Annotated in this window: 10 protein-coding genes and 3 rRNA genes; 2 read left to right on the plus strand and 11 right to left on the minus strand. The window is 57.0% G+C overall.

All coding sequences use genetic code 11. From position 1 onward, the window contains the following. Positions 1 to 131: 131 nt before the first annotated feature. Positions 132 to 1,193 carry a LacI family DNA-binding transcriptional regulator gene (locus H3V04_RS06710; RefSeq protein WP_198178555.1) on the minus strand — a complete coding sequence of 354 codons (1,062 nt, stop codon included), beginning with the start codon at positions 1,191 to 1,193 and terminating at the stop codon, positions 132 to 134. Between the two features lie 270 nt (positions 1,194 to 1,463). Further along, positions 1,464 to 2,174 (minus strand): histidine phosphatase family protein, encoded by a 711-nt coding sequence (locus tag H3V04_RS06715; RefSeq protein ID WP_198176990.1) that lies wholly within the window; start codon positions 2,172 to 2,174, stop codon positions 1,464 to 1,466. 40 nt (positions 2,175 to 2,214) lie between these two features. Between H3V04_RS06715 and H3V04_RS06720 the strand changes: the two genes are divergently transcribed. Beyond that, entirely contained in the window at positions 2,215 to 2,580 is a 366-nt protein-coding gene (locus tag H3V04_RS06720) for a DUF4235 domain-containing protein (RefSeq protein ID WP_198187661.1), read from the plus strand. A gap of 106 nt (positions 2,581 to 2,686) precedes the next feature. Further along, entirely contained in the window at positions 2,687 to 3,505 is an 819-nt protein-coding gene (locus H3V04_RS06725; protein ID WP_198187663.1) for a nitroreductase family protein, read from the plus strand. A gap of 209 nt (positions 3,506 to 3,714) precedes the next feature. Here H3V04_RS06725 and H3V04_RS06730 read toward each other — a convergent pair whose 3' ends face one another. The 9 genes from H3V04_RS06730 to H3V04_RS06770 form a co-directional block, all read right to left on the minus strand. Next, positions 3,715 to 3,966 carry a hypothetical protein gene (locus H3V04_RS06730; RefSeq protein WP_198187665.1) on the minus strand — a complete coding sequence of 84 codons (252 nt, stop codon included), beginning with the start codon at positions 3,964 to 3,966 and terminating at the stop codon, positions 3,715 to 3,717. Between the two features lie 206 nt (positions 3,967 to 4,172). Then, the gene (locus tag H3V04_RS06735) at positions 4,173 to 5,111 is read right to left on the minus strand and encodes an aldo/keto reductase (protein ID WP_198176994.1); all 939 of its coding nucleotides are present in this window, start codon (positions 5,109 to 5,111) and stop codon (positions 4,173 to 4,175) included. 68 nt (positions 5,112 to 5,179) lie between these two features. Then, positions 5,180 to 5,932, minus strand: a complete 753-nt coding sequence (locus tag H3V04_RS06740; protein ID WP_198187667.1) for a tyrosine-protein phosphatase — start codon at positions 5,930 to 5,932, stop codon at positions 5,180 to 5,182. Between the two features lie 192 nt (positions 5,933 to 6,124). Continuing rightward, positions 6,125 to 6,784, minus strand: a complete 660-nt coding sequence (locus H3V04_RS06745; protein ID WP_198187669.1) for an SDR family oxidoreductase — start codon at positions 6,782 to 6,784, stop codon at positions 6,125 to 6,127. Positions 6,785 to 7,108: 324 nt separating this feature from the next. After that, positions 7,109 to 7,225: ribosomal RNA gene (rrf, locus tag H3V04_RS06750) — 5S ribosomal RNA — on the minus strand. A 169-nt stretch (positions 7,226 to 7,394) separates the two neighbouring features. Next, a 23S ribosomal RNA gene (locus H3V04_RS06755) occupies positions 7,395 to 10,465 on the minus strand. 406 nt (positions 10,466 to 10,871) lie between these two features. After that, positions 10,872 to 12,396 (minus strand): 16S ribosomal RNA (locus H3V04_RS06760). Together the 16S, 23S and 5S rRNA genes form the textbook arrangement of a ribosomal RNA operon. Positions 12,397 to 12,924: 528 nt before the next feature. Continuing rightward, complete coding sequence (locus H3V04_RS06765) at positions 12,925 to 13,794, minus strand: alpha/beta fold hydrolase (protein WP_198187671.1); 870 nt, start codon at positions 13,792 to 13,794, stop codon at positions 12,925 to 12,927. Between the two features lie 471 nt (positions 13,795 to 14,265). Next, the gene (locus tag H3V04_RS06770) at positions 14,266 to 17,283 is read right to left on the minus strand and encodes a glycoside hydrolase family 3 C-terminal domain-containing protein (RefSeq protein ID WP_198219638.1); all 3,018 of its coding nucleotides are present in this window, start codon (positions 17,281 to 17,283) and stop codon (positions 14,266 to 14,268) included. Positions 17,284 to 17,705 lie beyond the last annotated feature (422 nt).

A 17,705-nucleotide genomic window follows, 5' to 3' on the forward strand; every position in this document is an offset into this window, starting at 1 on the left:
ATTATTCTCCCTTGTTTAATCGCTTAAGCACTATCCAGAATAGCTGCTTCCCTGTTTTTGTCAAATCACGGTCCAGCCTGTCGCAGGCGGATGTGTTGCTGAGCGCAAGGCCTACTTATTAAGTAAAACCATCAGCGCGCCGGCACGGCAATAGAGCGCCTGACCACTGAGGGGCAAGAGACATGCACCGGCTGATATTCCTGCAAATCCTTGGGTCCTGGTCTTACAGCGGGGGCACTTTCCGCATCCTTTGAGTGTTTCCTGTCCGACGACGGCTCAAGCAGCATGCGCACTCCAAGTACACCGAGATCGTATTGAGGAAGAGCCACGGTTGTCAGACCAGGATGAAGGTGGGCCGCAATCACTTCCTGGTTGTCGAACCCAACGACCGAAAGATGATCGGGAACACGCACTCCACGCTCCCTCAAAGCGTCGTACAGGCCCATGGCCGTTCTATCGTTATGGCAGAATACCGCAGTAGCCCCTGTCTTCATCAGCGCGTCCACTGCTCCATACCCACCCTCTTGATCGGCCTTGGCAAGAATCACCAAGGAGGGGTCGAAGGAAATCTGCGCCTGTTCCAATGCCTGACGATATCCCCGCAAACGCCCAACCGAAGCAGGTGAAGATTCCGACTGATTGATGAACGCTATCCGTTTATGACCCGCAGCAATGAGCAGATTGGTTGCGGTCAAACCACCCTGTACCTCATCTGGCACGACTGCCGGGTATGTACTGTCACGGTCATAGCAATTCACCAGAACCGAATTGACCTGCCTTAATTCTTTAGGAGGGACTACTTCGTGATGCACCCAACTGGAATAGACGATGCCTTCAACCTGCCTCTCCAGCATGAATGAAAGCGCGCTGTGCTCTATACGCGAATCGCCGTTGGTATCGACCACCAACAGTATTTTGCCATTGCGCCAAGCCTCATCCTGAGCACCGCGGATGACCTGACCTGCAAACGGAGAAGTAGCAACCCCGTCACTGATGAATCCGATTGAGTCGGACCGCCCGCGCGCCAAGCCGCTTGCCAGGGCGTTTCTTCTGTACCCCATGCTCTTCGCTATACGCCTTACGCGCTTCTTGGTCTCCTCAGGAATTCTGACATCCTTATTGTCATTGACAGCCCACGAAGCGGTCGCGATCGACACCCCTGCCGCGTGTGCGACATCTTGCAATGTAACCATCCCAGTCCATCCTAATGATCCTGTGCGGTCATAGGGCTTAATCGTCACAACAACCGAAACATCAGTGGATGCATCAGCATACTCATATCATTGAATTGTTGAAGTTGCAATGATACCGGTCGATAGCGGCGTCCGACCTGTCTTTCGTCCCCGTCCATCGATGACATGCCCTCGCACTAACAAGCTTATCGGGTTCTGTGCACACCGCATCTATCTGGACAACAGACTAGAAGCATCAAATATTCGAGAGAGTCCCATTCGGATGATGACTCACACGTTCCACTGCCTGAGCACGCGTTCTCCCTGGTAGATGCCAAGAACACCGTAACGCGCCGTATTCATCCTGAACAACTGGGCCTTGCTTGGGTCCAGGGCCAACCACTGCGTGGTCAGGATGCGCAGGATATGGGCGTGCGCCACCAGGAGCACATGCCGCCCCGCGTATACCTGGGGTTCAAGCCATTTGACTATCTCTCGCGCACGAGCGGCCACCTGATCCAGACTTTCACCGCGGGTCACGTGCACTGGAACACGATTGCCTGAAGGCAGAACGACCACTCGGTCACCAGTCAGTTCGTTGATGCCCAAGGCCTGCGGGCCGTCGACCCACAGTTTCCAGTCACGGCCGAGACTAGCCACCACATCTTGAGGACGATGCCCTTCGGCCGGACCATAATCCCACTCCAGAATCTCGTCCATCGGTGTCGGATCAGGAAAGCCGGCCAGTTCGGCTGTCTGCCTGGCACGTTGCAGGGGGCTTGAAAAAACACAACCAGCATCAAAGCCCTTGGGGAAGGCTTTGGCCAGCCTCCGACCAGCCTCTCTAGCTTGCTCACACCCTTGGTCAGTCAAGGGAATATCAGTGCGTCCCGTATACTGTCCTGTTTTGCTCCAAATAGTCTGACCATGCCGTAACAGCACGGCGTAGCCCTCACTCTCAGCCGAGGCATCATTGCCCGCCGCGTTTTTCACAGTATCCATGCATGGTATTTTAACCCCATGCGTGTGGGATAATGGACCTATGACGGACTCAGGACGGGAACCTGGCGGGATGGCCGACCAAGTGGTCGGCATGCTTCATCAGGTGGACGGCAAGGTGAATGACATGCGCAACTCTATTGAATCGGATCCGGACTCGCTGACAGACAAGCTGGTCAAGTTCGCGCTTCCCGGCATCGCTGCATTGCTGGCAGGCAAACTCTTCCAGGCCTTCTGGAGCCGACTGGTCCGCAAACGCAACGGAGGCGTGGACAGCCCTGAAGAGGATCAGGAGAGTGCTACTGACGGTCTTCTCTTCAGCGTTCTGTCGGCAGCCGTTATCGCCTTGGTCTCAGGTCTGTCCGAGCGGGGTTCCCAGGCTCTGATCGACCGTCGTCACCAGCGCTGAAAGCAAGGGACGCTGACCGATAACCAGACCAGTCCAGATAACGCTGATTGCGTGATTTTGACGACAAGGTCTTGCATTGGAAGGCATTGACGGTCAGAATGTCAAAATGACCTTATCAAACGCGCAGAAAACCCCGGCCACGAATCCGGCCGATAATCCCACCATACGAACCTTGCTTGAGCGGCGCTCAATCCGCGGATTCACTGAAGAACCCGTTGACGACCAGACCGTCGCCTTGCTGGAGCAGGCGGCCCAACATGCTGCGACCAGCCGCTACTTCCACGAATGGTCGGCCATCAGGGTCACGGATCATGATGAGGCACTTGCCATTGCCGATATGGCCCATCAGCGCTATGTCGCCGAAGCCCCGTTGCTCTACATCTTCCTGGCAGACCAGCGCCGCAATGCCGACCTGGTCCGGCGATTCGCCGATGATCTGGACCCGGATACCACCCTGCTCAACACCGGTTATGTCTTCCTGCAGTCGCAGAACGATGCTGTCCTGGCCCTGCATGCCATGGAGACCGCCGCCAACGCGCTGGGCCTGGGCGGAGTCATTCTGGGCAGCGTCATCAATGACACGAACAGATTGATCGATTTGCTGAAACTACCCAAACTGGTCTATCCGGTGCTGGGTCTTGCCATCGGGCACCCGGCCCAGGATCCGGATCCCAAACCAAGGATGCCTCGTCAAGCGCAAATCTTTACCAACACCTATCAGCGGGCCGATGATGATGCAGACATGAAGGATGCCCTGGCAGACTTCGACCAGACGGTCACCCGCTATTATCGCGACATCCGGCACATGGACGATCCCCACCGCTCATTCAGCGCCATAATGGCCGACAAGGTTCGCAATCCCGCCTCCGGTCATGAACCCATGCTGGATTCGATCCGCCGACAGGGCTTCGACCCGGCCTGCTAGGCAACGAAATCCCTGCCAGCCGCACAGGCGTATGGCACACCCGACAAGCTCACCGGCCTGGTTGGTGGAGGGATAAAGTCCGATCGGCCCCGAGCAGCGAAATCAGCGGAATCCAATCTTGCTGCTCGGGGCCGGCGGAATCAATCAGAATCAACCAGAATCAGCTTGGTAATCACCAGGAATGCATGGGCTGCAGGGCAATGACTGCCTCACCTGCGACGAGGCTTGTACCCACGTTTACGGCTGTGCGGTTTCGAAGCTCGCGAGACCGCCCTCATGCGCTGGTAGGAGCCCGGCTCGTGGCTGGTCAGATGCCAGCTACCGCAGTAGCCACAGCGGTAGACCCATAGAAGAACGTCGCGTTCGACCATGCTGCGGTCGGCGGCCTGCTGGGCCTTGACCCGATCGTGATACATGATCTTGGACGTAACAGCGCAACGTCGTGGGGTGAAATAATGCATGACAGCGTACGACTACCTCGAAACCGATCCGACTATCCTTCTGTGCATCTTTTGTACTCACGGCGCCCGATACCCAGCCAGGCAAGCCCTGCCAGATGACGCAAGAAAATCAATGCAAGATCAGACTGGCAGGGCACAATCCTTCATAACATGAAACGGTAAACCCAGGCAGAACCCGGGCGGACGTGAGCGACCATGCAAGGGGATCAGGGCAGATCGTGACCGGCGCTCAGGTAGAGGTCGTACCATTCCTGGGCTGTCAGATCCACATCCGCACCAGCAGCCATCTGGGTGATGCGCTCAGGGTTCATGGATCCCAGGAGCACCTGTATGCCGGCGGGATGCCGCAGAATCCAGGCCACAGCAATAGCGCTCTTGGCCACTCCATGCTGCTTGGCCAGTTTGTCCAGCTCGGCGTTGAGTTCGGGATAGTGGGGATTGTCCAGGAAGACACCGTCGAAGTATCCGGTCTGGAAGGGGCTCCAGGCCTGAATGGTCATGGACTTAAGCCGCGAATAGGCCAGAAGACCACCATCATGGTCCAGGCTGGGGTCGTCGCCCATGTTGACGTGAATCTCCTGGTCGACCATGCCGGTATGTCCCAGACCGAACTGCAGCTGGTTGACCTCCAGCCGCTGACTTACAGCGCTCTGCAGCAGCTCCACCTGCATGGGGTTGACATTGCTGACGCCGAAGTGCCGAACCTTTCCACTGGATTGCAGTTCATTAAAAGCCTCAGCCAGATCATCCAAGTCGACCAGGGTGTCGGGCCGGTGCAGGAGCACGAAGTCGACGTGGTCGGTCTGAAGGTTGACCAGCTCCTCATCCAGGGCCTTCAGCAGATGGTCCTTGGAGAAGTCATAGCGGGTGATCTGGTCGCTGTCCGGGTTGCGGAAGATGCCGAACTTGGTCTGGATGCCCACGCTGTCCCGGTCTACGCTCAGATCCTTCAAAGCTTGTCCCAAGGCACGGCTGCTGGCCCCGGCGTGGTAGCAATCTGCTGTGTCGAAGAAGTCCACGCCCGCATTCATGGCCGTCTCCACAATGGTCCGCGCTTCCTCGCGGCTCTTCTGATCGATCCGCATGACCCCCAGGGCCACGCGGGAGGCCCGGAATCCTGACCGTCCTAAATTCATGTATCGCACAATGTCCTCCTCGTAATAGACGTCTAGGCTCGAGTCTACCCGTCCCAGCCAGCTCAAGCCCTGTGCGGTTACTCCAGCAGGTTGCTGCGCAGGGCCTCCACCTGGTCCGGTCCGAACCCTAGAGCCTGCTGGGCGTAGGCGAAGACATCCCCGTATGCCTCGAGCATGGTCTGTTGGGCATGAGCCAGGTATTCCCTCTTGACGCAGAGCGCAATCTCTAGTGCGTCCAGTGAATCCTGGTCGAAGCCCTTGGCGCGGAACTGGTCCAGCAACTGATTGTTGGCCGCGACCCTCTCCTGGTTGGTCTTCAGATAGTCAGCGAATATCCGGTCGTCGTCCACCTCCAGCAGCCAGAGCACCAGGGCCGCGGCGAACCCGGTCCTGTCCTTGCCGGCAAAGCAATGGAAGAGCGTGGCCCCCTGAGTGTTGCCCACGACAATGCGCAGGAATCTCCCATACCCCTGCTGGGCCGCAGGACTCATGACCAGGTCATGGTAGACATTCAGCATGTGCCCATTGACCTGATCCGCTAAACCCAGCGAGGCGAAGTCGTCCAGGCTGGCGCCGTTGGTACCACTTTGCTCCAGCAGGTCGATGTTGGTGAAGGTCACACCGTCGATCCTGTCGTCCGGACTTTCCTGTATCTCGAAGGGCCTTCGGAAGTCCACGACCTGCGTCACCCGGTAGCGTTCGACCAGATCCCTCCTGGTCTCCTCGTCCAGGCCGACCAGCTGCCCGGACCGGATGAACCCGTGGGGACGGACCCGGCGGCCATGGATGGTCCGCATGCCACCCAGATCCCGAAAATTGGTGATGTTCATCGACGACCTCCTTAAGATCCTTCCTGTATCCAAGCCAACCGCATCTTCCCGAAGATCACAGGGGCGCAGTGTGCAAGCACGCGATCAGCAGCGACAAGCATTGCAACCAAGGTACCATTACCGTTACTGTATATACTTTCGGCTTGGCGTCGTTTGGCGTCAGAACTGATCTTGAAGAATTGGCGGGGTCTGTCACCGCGTCGCGGTCAGGGCCTGTCTGATGGGCGTGCCACCTGCGATGATGTTGTAGATCCTGCCTGTGGTCTGGGGGAGGTCGACGCAGTCGGCCAGGCATTGTGCAACATCCGCGATCGGTATGGGTCCGGGGCCGTCCGGCTCTACCTGGATGGCTCCTGTGCCGTCCTGTTCGGTCAGGCTGCCTGGCTCGATGATGGTGTAATCCAGTCCGGAGCTGATCAGGTACTGGTCGGCCATGTTCTTGGTCACGTAGTAATCGGCGAGGGCGTCAATGGCGGGCTTGACCTGGGGCTGCTCCCAGCGCAGCCAGTCGGCTGCGTACATGGCTCCCAGCATGACGTACCTGGTGATGCCGACCGCTTTAGTGGCCTCTATGGTCTTCATGGCTCCCAGGGCGTCGATCTGGTTGATGTCCTTGCCGCGCGAGCCTGCGGTGAAGACAACGACATCCGCTTGCGCCTTGCGGAATGCATCGGTTATCTGGGAGAGCGGGTCGTGCAGGTCCAGGGTCATGGACTCCACCTGCTGGCTGGCCGGGATCTTCGAGGCTCCTCGTGCGCAGGCTACCACCTCATGTCCGGCACGGACCAGGTCCTCGAGGGCCAATGCGCCCACTCTGCCGGTGGCTCCTACAAGAATGATTCTTGTGCTCATGCTCATCCACTTTCTTTGTCTATGTGTTTGCATGCCTGATTTGGCTGCTTTTCATTCTAGGTGTCCCGGGCCGTGAACAACAGGCGGCAAAGCAAACCAGGGGTTCCGGATCAATGCTTTCGAATATCAAATCGCAGGCTGCTCAAATGCAAGTCAGCATGAGTACGAAGTAGCTTTTTCATATTCCGCTTAACCGTGTTCAGTTACTTGGAATGTGGCTTTGCTAGAAGGCATGAATTATTAAGCCCAGGTCTATTGCGGATATGAAAAAAGGAGGCATCTTCAGGATTTCCTCCTGAAGATGCCTCCGATATTTCCGTGTAATGGCGGCGGTGTGCTACTCTCCCACACTCTTCCGGGTGCAGTACCATTGCCGTGCTGGGTCTTAGCTTCCGGGTTCGGAATGGGACCGGGCGTCTCCCCCAGGCCATGACCGCCGCGAATCTTCAATTCTTCCAACCCCCGTGTGAGGGGTCGGGGTCTTCTGGTGGTTCGGGGACCGGATGGTGGACGCGTGTTCCGTTGTCGATCGCCTGTGGCCGTTCCATGCTCATTGCCGCAGGCAGGATGCGCAGTAGGGTTGATGCCGCCACCCCTCCAGGGGGTGGATGGTGTGTTGTCCTCGACCATTAGTGCCGGTCGGCTCCGCCCCTTGCGGGGTGTCCACGTCCGGTCTATCGACCATGTGTTCTGCATGGGGTCTTCAGAAGCCCGGAGGCTTCATGGAATCCTTATCTTGGAGGGGGCTTCCCGCTTAGATGCTTTCAGCGGTTATCCCATCCGAACGTAGCCAACCGGCCGTGCCGCTGGCGCGACAACCGGCATACCAGAGGTTCGTCCACCCAGGTCCTCTCGTACTATGGGCAGGGCTCCTCAAGATTCCAACGAGCGCAGAGGATAGAGACCAAACTGTCTCACGACGTTCTGAACCCAGCTCGCGTGCCGCTTTAATCGGCGAACGGCCGAACCCTTGGGACCTGCTCCAGCCCCAGGATGCGACGAGCCGACATCGAGGTGCCAAACCATCCCGTCGATATGGACTCTTGGGGATGATCAGCCTGTTATCCCCGGGGTACCTTTTATCCGTTGAGCGATGCCGCGTCCGTACGCCGGCACCGGATCACTATCTCCGACTTTCGTCCCTGCTCGACCCGTCGGTCTCGCAGTCAAGCTCCCTTGTGCGATTGCACTCGACACCCGATTGCCAACCGGGCTGAGGGAACCCTTGGGCGCCTCCGTTACTCTTTGGGAGGCAACCGCCCCAGTTAAACTACCCGCCAGGCACTGTCCCTGGCCGGGATGACCGGCCGAGGTTAGAGGCCAGATGAGGACAGAGCGGTATTTCACATTCCGGCTCCACGGATGCTGGCGCACCCGCTTCGAAGCCTCCCGCCTATGCTACACAGTCCGCACCTAACGCCAATACCAAGGTATAGTAAAGGTCCCGGGGTCTTTTCGTCCTTCTGCGCTTAACGAGCATCTTTACTCGTACTGCAATTTCGCCGAGCTCCTGGTCGAGACAGTGGGGAAGTCGTTACGCCATTCGTGCAGGTCGGAACTTACCCGACAAGGAATTTCGCTACCTTAGGATGGTTATAGTTACCACCGCCGTTTACCGGGGCTTGAATTCACCGCTGCCCCCTCCGAAGAGGGATGACGGATCCTCTTAACCTTCCGGCACCGGGCAGGCGTCAGTGCATATACAGCGACTTACGTCTTCGCATGCACCTGTGTTTTTGGTAAACAGTCGCTACCCCCTGGTCTGTGCCGCCCCAGCCGGCTCCGCGCGCAAGGCGCCTCACCGGCCGGGGCCTCCCTTATACCGAAGGCACGGGAGTGATTTGCCGAGTTCCTTGACCAGGATTCGCTCGATCGCTTTGGTATACTCTACCTGACCACCAGTGTCGGTTTGGGGTACGGGCGGCGCCAATCCTCACGCCGAAGCTTTTCTCGACGGAACGGCACACCGGATTCGGGGCACAAGACCCCCCATCATCACACCTCGCGCTCATGCCGGGCGGATTTGCCTGCCCGACGCGCCGCATGCTTGACCACGGATAACCACCACCGCGGCCCGGCTCCCGTTCCGTGTCACTCCCGCGCTACCCGCCACGCATCCACACGCCGGTCCCATGCCATCGGACGGTCCGAAGACCACCACCCGACACAGGTAAGGGCATGCTTCCACGTCTTGGATTGGACGGCTTGACGCCGGTAGGAGAATATCGACTCCTTCATCCATTCGACTACGCCTGTCGGCCTCGCCTTAGGACCCGACTCACCCGGGGACGACGAACGTGGCCCCGGAACCCTTGGTCATCCAGCGGACGGGATTCTCACCCGCCTCTCGCTACTCATGTCTGCATTCTCACTTCCACGCGGTCCACGGCCGGCTCACGCCGCCGCTTCACCCCACGCGGAACGCTCTCCTACCCAGCACAGCGAACTGCGCTGCCGCGTCTTCGGTGGCGTGCTTGAGCCCCGCTACATTATCGGCGCGGAACCACTAGACCAGTGAGCTGTTACGCACTCTTTCAAGGATGGCTGCTTCTGAGCCAACCTCCTGGCTGTCTATGCGACTCCACATCCTTTCCCACTTAGCACGCGCTTGGGGACCTTAGACGACGATCTGGGCTGTCTCCCTCTCGACGACGGAGCTTATCCCCCGCCGACTCACTGCCGCGATACACCTCACACGTATTCGGAGTTTGGCTGCTGTCGGTACCCGATACGGGCCCTCAAGCATCCAGTAGCTCTACCCCATGGAGGCACTCACGCGACGCTGCACCGAAATGCATTTCGGAGAGAACCAGCTATCACGGAATTTGATTGGCCTTTCACCCCTAGCCCCAGGTCATCGGCCCGGTTTTCAACCCAGGTCCGTTCGGTCCTCCACGCGGTCTTACCCGCGCTTCAACCTGCCCAGGGCTAGATCATCCCGCTTCGGGTCCAGGACACGCGACTGGAAACGCCCTTATCGGACTCGCTTTCGCTACGGCTGCCCCACACGGGTTAGCCTCGCCACGCACCACTGACTCGCAGACTCATTTTTCGATAGGCACGCCGTCACCCCGAAGGGCTCCGACGGATTGTAGGCACACGGTTTCAGAAACTCTTTCACTCCCCTCCCGGGGTGCTTTTCACCTTTCCCTCACGGTACTCGTACGCTATCGGTCAGACAGGAATATTCAGGCTTACCCCACGGTCGGGGCGGATTCACACGGGATTCCACGAGTCCCGCGCTACTTGGGAACAAGAACCGGCAGGCGGCGCGCCTTCGGCTACGGGGCCATCACCCTCTACGGCCGGGAATTCAATCCCGTTCGCCTCACACGCCGCTTTATCACTGCCGCCGGGCCCGTCGGAGCCCGGACGCCAAGTCCCACAACACCCATGCCGCAACCCCCGACGGGTATCACACGGCACCGGTTTGGCCATCATCCGCTTTCGCTCGCCACTACTCACGGAATATCCTTTCCTGCAGGTACTGAGATGTTTCACTTCCCTGCGTACCCCCCGCACGAATGCGGTGCCGGCCCATCACGGCCGGCGGGTTACCCCATTCGGACACCCTCGGATCAAAGCCCTGTCGGCGGCTCCCCGAGGCCTATCGCGGCCCCACGCGTCCTTCATCGGTCCTGTCTGCCAAGGCATCCACCATGCGCCCTTGCCGACAACACGACCACAGGCCATGCCACGACAACAACAACTGCGAACTGCCAGACGACAAATCATCACACTAAACGATCACAAAACGATCGACCCGAACCCACTCAAAAATAGGCTCGGACGAAACAATACAGCAGACAACCGGCCCGAAAGCCGGCCATCCGCTCGCGTCCACTATCCAGTTCTCAAACCACCAGCACACCGACAGGACCCGACGCGGGACAAACCCCACGCAGGAACCCGACGGGCATCAGGAACACCACCCACAAAGGTGGCGGTCCGGGAACCCAACAGCGCATCCATGCCACAGCCTCAAGACCGTTCCACGCCAGCACGCCCACACCATCCGGCCATCCGGCCGGACCCGCAGGCACGACCCCCACGCATCACACGCAGGGGATTTCCATAATCTCCGTAGAAAGGAGGTGATCCAGCCGCACCTTCCGGTACGGCTACCTTGTTACGACTTAGTCCCAATCGCGGACCTCACCTTAGACGGCTCCCCCCCAAAAGGGTTGGGCCACCGGCTTCGGGTGCTGCCCACTTTCATGACTTGACGGGCGGTGTGTACAAGGCCCGGGAACGCATTCACCGCGGCGTTGCTGATCCGCGATTACTAGCGACTCCGCCTTCACGGAGCCGGGTTGCAGGCTCCGATCCGAACTGAGACCGGTTTTCAGGGATCCGCTCCATGTCACCATGTCGCATCCCGTTGTACCGGCCATTGTAGCATGCGTGAAGCCCTGGACGTAAGGGGCATGATGATCTGACGTCATCCCCACCTTCCTCCGGGTTAACCCCGGCGGTCCCCCGTGAGTTCCCGGCACGACCCGCTGGCAACACGAGGCGAGGGTTGCGCTCGTTGCGGGACTTGACCCAACATCTCACGACACGAGCTGACGACGACCATGCACCACCTGTGAACCGGCCCCGAAGGGAAGCCGCGTCTCCGCGGCCGTCCGGCACATGTCAAGCCCAGGTAAGGTTCTTCGCGTTGCATCGAATTAATCCGCATGCTCCGCCGCTTGTGCGGGCCCCCGTCAATTTCTTTGAGTTTTAGCCTTGCGGCCGTACTCCCCAGGCGGGATGCTTAACGCGTTAGCTCCGACACGGAACCCGTGGAACGGGCCCCACATCCAGCATCCACCGTTTACGGCGTGGACTACCAGGGTATCTAATCCTGTTCGCTCCCCACGCTTTCGCTCCTCAGCGTCAGTGACGGCCCAGAGACCTGCCTTCGCCATCGGTGTTCTTCCCGATATCTACACATTCCACCGTTACACCGGGAATTCCAGTCTCCCCTACCGCACTCCAGTCCGCCCGTACCCGGCGCCGATCCACCGTTAAGCGATGGACTTTCACACCAGACGCGACGAACCGCCTACGAGCTCTTTACGCCCAATAAATCCGGATAACGCTTGCACCCTACGTATTACCGCGGCTGCTGGCACGTAGTTAGCCGGTGCTTATTCGAAAGGTACACTCACTCTCGCTTGCTCCCAATCAAAAGCGGTTTACAACCCGAAGGCCGTCATCCCGCACGCGGCGTCGCTGCATCAGGCTTTCGCCCATTGTGCAATATTCCCCACTGCTGCCTCCCGTAGGAGTCTGGGCCGTATCTCAGTCCCAATGTGGCCGGTCGCCCTCTCAGGCCGGCTACCCGTCGAAGCCTTGGCAGGCCATCACCCCGCCAACAAGCTGATAGGACGCGACCCCATCCCATGCCGGTAAACCCTTTCCCACACCATCATGCGACAGTGCGGAGCATCCGGCATTACCACCCGTTTCCAGGAGCTATTCCGAAGCATGGGGCAGGTTGGTCACGCATTACTCACCCGTTCGCCACTCTCACCAGGCAGCAAGCTGCCCGGATCCCGTTCGACTTGCATGTGTTAAGCACGCCGCCAGCGTTCATCCTGAGCCAGAATCAAACCCTCCACAAAAAACCATGAAGAAGGCCGAAACAGCCCACATCAATAATTGACGGGCCGGCTTCCATAAGGAGGAAACCAACCCACGAAAAACCCCGACACCCCTCACAACGCTCCCACGTACCCGACAACAGCCGGGCGGGCATCGGACTGGCAATCAAAAAGCTATAAGTAGCACAAACACGCTCTTGAGTTCTCAAACCACCACCACACCAACAGCTCCAAGCCCTCCGAAGAGTTCTCATCACTGCCGGGCAGCAAGATGTAAACTTACACGAAGTTGGGTTATCCCGCAAATTGGCATAGAAAAATATCGAAGGAACCCAATGATTCCGGGGATTCTACGGCGTGTCGATTTTCATCGACATAGTCCCCGCTTCATCGACCTTCGTCAATCCAGGAACCCCGCACGCTCTTCAGCGAGGCTCAAACCAATATCTTCAATGATTGATATTAGTAGATTTCGTCGCGCGCAGCATGTATTTCCACCATGCGGATGAGCCCGAACGGTGAGGTAGCTGTTTCTTCATCGATCATGCACTACAGGCAGATGGCTTTAACCGTTGCCGCGAACCGTTCTGGTTCATCCCACTGTGGGCAGTGCCCGGACCGGTCAAAGCGAATAAACCGATGCGGGCTCTTCAACCCATCTGCGAACCGCTCAACCAGACTGCCTGGCAGATGACGGTCATACTTGCCGCTGATGAAATATACCGGCACCTCGAAGGAGGTCTGCCCACTGAAATCGACCTGCTCCAGCTCTGCATTCAAGCGAGCGCGGGATTGAGCCACCCCCTTGGCATGGTTGAGCAGACGCGACCAATTGTAGTAGGGCGAGCGCAGGTAGGTCATGATCCGTCCCAGGGATCCAAACAGCATGGCAGCCCCGCCACGAGACAGCAGCTCATTGATCATCAGCACCATGTCGGCGGCCCCGCTCTCTCTGCTGACGATCGAACCGAGCCGGGGACCCAAACTCTGTTGCCCCCAACGCCGTCTTAAACGAAGAGCAGCGCGCATGCTGACGACCTGCCCGAGGCCGATGTAGCAACGGACCAGTGAGGGATACCGCTTCACCATCTCCAAACCTAGGACGCTGCCCCAGGAATGACCGATGAGAATCACGGAATCCTGTCCGTAGGCTCGAAGCAGCTTCAGCACGAACTGGTGAACATCTTCGACCATCGAATTGATGGTCACCACCTCGTCAGGCGCAAAAGGATGGTAAGACAGCCCGCTGCCCCGCTGGTCCAGGTTGATAAAGCGGAAATCGCGCTCCAAGGCCGCGTTGTAGCGCATGGTCAGCGGAATACAGGCATCGCCCGGACCACCATGGAGGTAAAGGATAATAGGGGCACGGCGAGGGGCCGGATTCATCGAGAAGACCAGACGCGTACCTCTAATCCACATCCAATACAAATGTGAATGAGTAGAACGCTGAGGCTGAACACAGAATTTGCCTTGGGCCATAACAGAATTCTATCGGGAAACGGACCTCAAGAATCTCTCATTCGAACAACAAAACGAGCAAGAGAGTAATCCTGGTTAGTCCCATAACACCCGTCAGGGAACCGATCGCAGCGCCAAAATAACAGTTTTATGCCGCCCACCAAGTCCGCTTTAAACACTCTTTTCTTTGGAACGTGCCGGGTGTCGACGGCATCAAGAAGATTTCCACGAACCTTCCAACATTTGACAGGCCTCACCTATTGAAACCGCATGATTCTTGGAAAGTACATCCCCCCCCCCCTGACTTTACGGTCAGCATCATGGGCCGCCAAACATAAAACTGGGGCAACCGTTGAATCACGGTTGCCCCAATTGGGCTTGGATCCAATGATTGATCAGATGTGGATCCTTGGATCCTGAGCCCTTACACCATTACGCCTTGACCTTTTTACGGCTCTTTGGCTTCTTGTAACGGTCCGGGTTGGCCTTTTCGTCAAGTCCTCGCCGCACAATCCAGAAAACGATGAGAGCTGCCACAACTACGATAGCCACATCAATTCCGTAGAGCAGTTTCTTCCAAGGACTCATGGAATATCCCAGCCGTGACCTTGGAGTGATGCCATTCATAGCGTTTGAGTTCACTGTGGCGTAGCCGATATTGTGTAGGGCCTTCCTCATGGCCATCCGAGCGGTTGGGCTGTCGTAATCTTGCGCAGCGTTCTCCATCTGGTTCATGAAGAGATCGTTGCCTGCACGAAGGGTCATATCGCGCAACTGGTGCTGCTTGGTCGGATATAGGTCCGTAATTACTGCACCATGGAAGCCCCACTCGCCGCGGAGTACATCTGTTAGCAGACCACGATGCGCAAACCCAATCACACCTCCAATGCTGTTCTGGGAAGACATGATGCCCGTAGCCGAACGAATGACCTTGGTCGTCATCGTCCCCTTGCTGTCACCAATGTACTTCTCAGTGCTCCTAGCCTCCTTGACGGCAATTTCAAAGGGCTTCAAGTAGATTTCGCGCACTGCTTGTTCATTAGCCCAAGTAGCCAGGTACATATCGCGGAAGGTCTCCTGCTCGTTGAGCGCAAAATGCTTCAAATAGCTGAAGATGCCCTTATTTCCAGCACCGCTTATCGAGGCCGCAGCCAGCTTCCCGGACAGGAGGCCATCTTCAGAGTAGTACTCGTAGACACGACCGCTGAAGGGAGACCGGTGAGTATTGACTCCAGGAGCATACCAAGCGTTCAGACCAGACTGCAGACCCTCCTCACCCAGGGCCTCACCCATCTCCTTCAGAAGATTTACGTTCCAAGTGGAGGCTATGACATTGGCGCCTGCCCAGGATGAGGCGCCCTTGATACTCCATCCCATGGCACCGTCCTTATCCACAGTTGCAGGCTTGTCGATGGACGGAATCGCAGCGGTTTGGTAGGCAGCCTTGAAAAGAACCTCAGTGATGCTCTTCTTATCACCCTGCCAATCAATCTGATCCAGCAACTGGTCCCACTTCTTGCTGTTGTAATCCTCGCCACGCAGGTCGATCAGAGCCAGATCGTGCTTGGCTTTGGATTTAGGCTCCTTGTCTTGGTAGACCTTGCTGGCCTTGTCATTGCCTAGAACCTTATCGGTATCAGGGTCGAACTTGTCAAACCAAGAGAATTCATCCAGAGCAACCTGTGGAGCCACACCCTTACGTCCCTCTGGGGCTGTTGGGAAGGTTCCCTTCCAGTTGCTACGTGAAAGCTGGGTGACACCCTGTTCATCCATATAGGCGTTCATGGTCTGGAAACGGTTGCTGGGCGCCTTGAAACCGGCCTTCTGTTCAGGTTTGCCTGTCGGTTCACCCTTGTCGTTGAGCTTGGATTGTGCATCCTTGTCAGACTGCCGTGGATTGTTGCCTTCATAGAACTGGGTATTGGCAACAGTGAACTGGTAGGTGTCCAGGACATCATGGGAATTGTTCTTGAGTTGCAGCATGTAATTCCCGGCCTCCAGAAGATAGGCACCGGTGGAACCGTCATGATTCCTATGGTGGTAGTCGTAGGAAGCCATATCGTCCTCGGAGAACTTCAGTTTGATCTCCTGCCCAGCACCAGGCTGTAGAAGCTTGGTTTTGGCGAAGGCGCCCAGTTCGGTGGCAGACTTCTCCACATGATTGCTCCTGTCATAGTCGGTGTAGGGAGCTGTGTAGTACAGCTGGACGGTATCCTTGCCAGCGACCTTGCCGGTATTCTTTACTTCGACGGTGGCTTCCACCTTCCCGCCGGACACCTGAACATCCTTGAGTTTCCGGTCAAAAGAGGTGTAGCTCATTCCGTAGCCGAAAGGATAGGCCACAGCGCCAGGTTGGACGATGCCGCCGTTCTTATTCAGCCTGCCATAGATGAAATCAGGATCTTCGACACTGGCCGTCTCATAATAGCGGTAGCCAACGTATATACCTTCTTCATATTCGACATAAGGACGATCGATGGTGCCGCGGTTAGCTCCAGGCATGAAATCGCCCAAGACTGATTGATCTTTGACCTTGGTGTTGGTGTAGTGGTATTCACCAAAATTGGCAAAAGTTGGGTCTTTGGTGAAATCGGTCGGATAGGTATCTGTCAAGCGACCGGAAGGATTAACCTTTCCGCTCAGTATCCTGCCAAGTGATTCAAACCCGCGAGAGCCAGTGGTGCCGGTCCATACAATGGCATCAGCCTCAAATTCTCCACCCATAATTGGGGTCAGCTCCATAGGATTTGCACTGTTGAGCACCACAATCACCGATGCGCAGTGATCCTTGGCAAACTTGATTGTGTTCTTCTCCGCTGCAGTCAAAGCCAGATAATGTGGAGTTCCATCGTCATACCCCTGCGTGCGCTTGTCGATTCCTTCGGAACCTGAACGCTTGATGAAAACTATGCCCGTTGTGTCCTTGACCTTGTCAGCAAGAGGCGTATAGATGCTGGGATCATACTCATCGATATGAGCTGACTTCCCCTTGTCCATGATGGCTTGGACCGAGTTCTTGTCAGCATTCAGTGCCTTGGTGCCTGGCGCAGCACCTGGCGACGAAGTCTTAGCTCCCTTCATGGCTTGGACTGTTGCATCATTCACTTTGAAATAATGCTTGAGCCCCTGCTCGGAGGTAATCATCTCCTTGTCCGTCGTAGCCGCTGCCCCACTACCGGAATAGGCTGGGTCCATGTATCCCGCTCCGAAGGGCGAAACTATACTTTGCTCCTTCAAAGGGAGTACACCGTCATTCTTCAACATGACGATGCCCTCATCGGTTACCCTCTGGGAGACGGCATCGCTTTTCGTCTTGGCCTCCTGCATAGAATTGGTGGCCTTGGCGTTGTAAGTGGTGTTCCAGGCTGAAGTTCCCGGGGCTTTCTTAACGACCACGTGGCCCCCACCCAGGTAACTGTCAAGCACACTGGCAAAAGAATTGCCAGCCACGGTCAAAGCCACAGCCAGAGCCAGGATGACCACGATAACGGTGATCCATATCCGCTTGAACGTCCGTCCGCTCATCTTCAGTTTCTTTGGTTTTTCCGATTCCACGATTTCTCCTTGCAGTCTCTTCATTGACACTTGGGGAAAGCACCGACGACGGTCATCAGCGATGAGGAATCGCCCAGTACGTTCCCTAACATCTCAGTTGTTTCGAACACGGTCAGAATATCCATCACTTTTCAAGCAATCTTCGGAAAAAGCACAACCTGTCGCTTTGACACCCTAATCTGCTGGCACCTATCGGGGATTCACATAACGATTCTGCCGGTGTAGTAGTTTCTTACAGCAAGCTTCCATGATTAGGCACGAAAACAAATATTGCGGTCTTAGAGCTTGTAATGAGCCGTATCGTAAACAATCAAAAT

This window comes from Bifidobacterium sp. M0353, from assembly GCF_016100645.1.
In the GTDB taxonomy this organism is placed as follows: Bacteria; Actinomycetota; Actinomycetes; order Actinomycetales; family Bifidobacteriaceae; genus Bombiscardovia; species Bombiscardovia choladohabitans.

Bases quoted from the DNA above. Each gene is read 5' to 3' on its own strand.
- H3V04_RS06740 (WP_198187667.1), bottom strand. From the start codon at position 5,932: ATGAACATCACCAATTTTCGGGATCTGGGTGGCATGCGGACCATCCAT.
- H3V04_RS06745 (WP_198187669.1), bottom strand. From the start codon at position 6,784: ATGAGCACAAGAATCATTCTTGTAGGAGCCACCGGCAGAGTGGGCGCA.
- H3V04_RS06725 (WP_198187663.1), top strand. From the start codon at position 2,687: ATGACCTTATCAAACGCGCAGAAAACCCCGGCCACGAATCCGGCCGAT.
- H3V04_RS06765 (WP_198187671.1), bottom strand. From the start codon at position 13,794: ATGTGGATTAGAGGTACGCGTCTGGTCTTCTCGATGAATCCGGCCCCT.
- H3V04_RS06715 (WP_198176990.1), bottom strand. From the start codon at position 2,174: ATGGATACTGTGAAAAACGCGGCGGGCAATGATGCCTCGGCTGAGAGT.
- H3V04_RS06710 (WP_198178555.1), bottom strand. From the start codon at position 1,193: ATGGTTACATTGCAAGATGTCGCACACGCGGCAGGGGTGTCGATCGCG.
- H3V04_RS06730 (WP_198187665.1), bottom strand. From the start codon at position 3,966: ATGCATTATTTCACCCCACGACGTTGCGCTGTTACGTCCAAGATCATG.
- H3V04_RS06720 (WP_198187661.1), top strand. From the start codon at position 2,215: ATGACGGACTCAGGACGGGAACCTGGCGGGATGGCCGACCAAGTGGTC.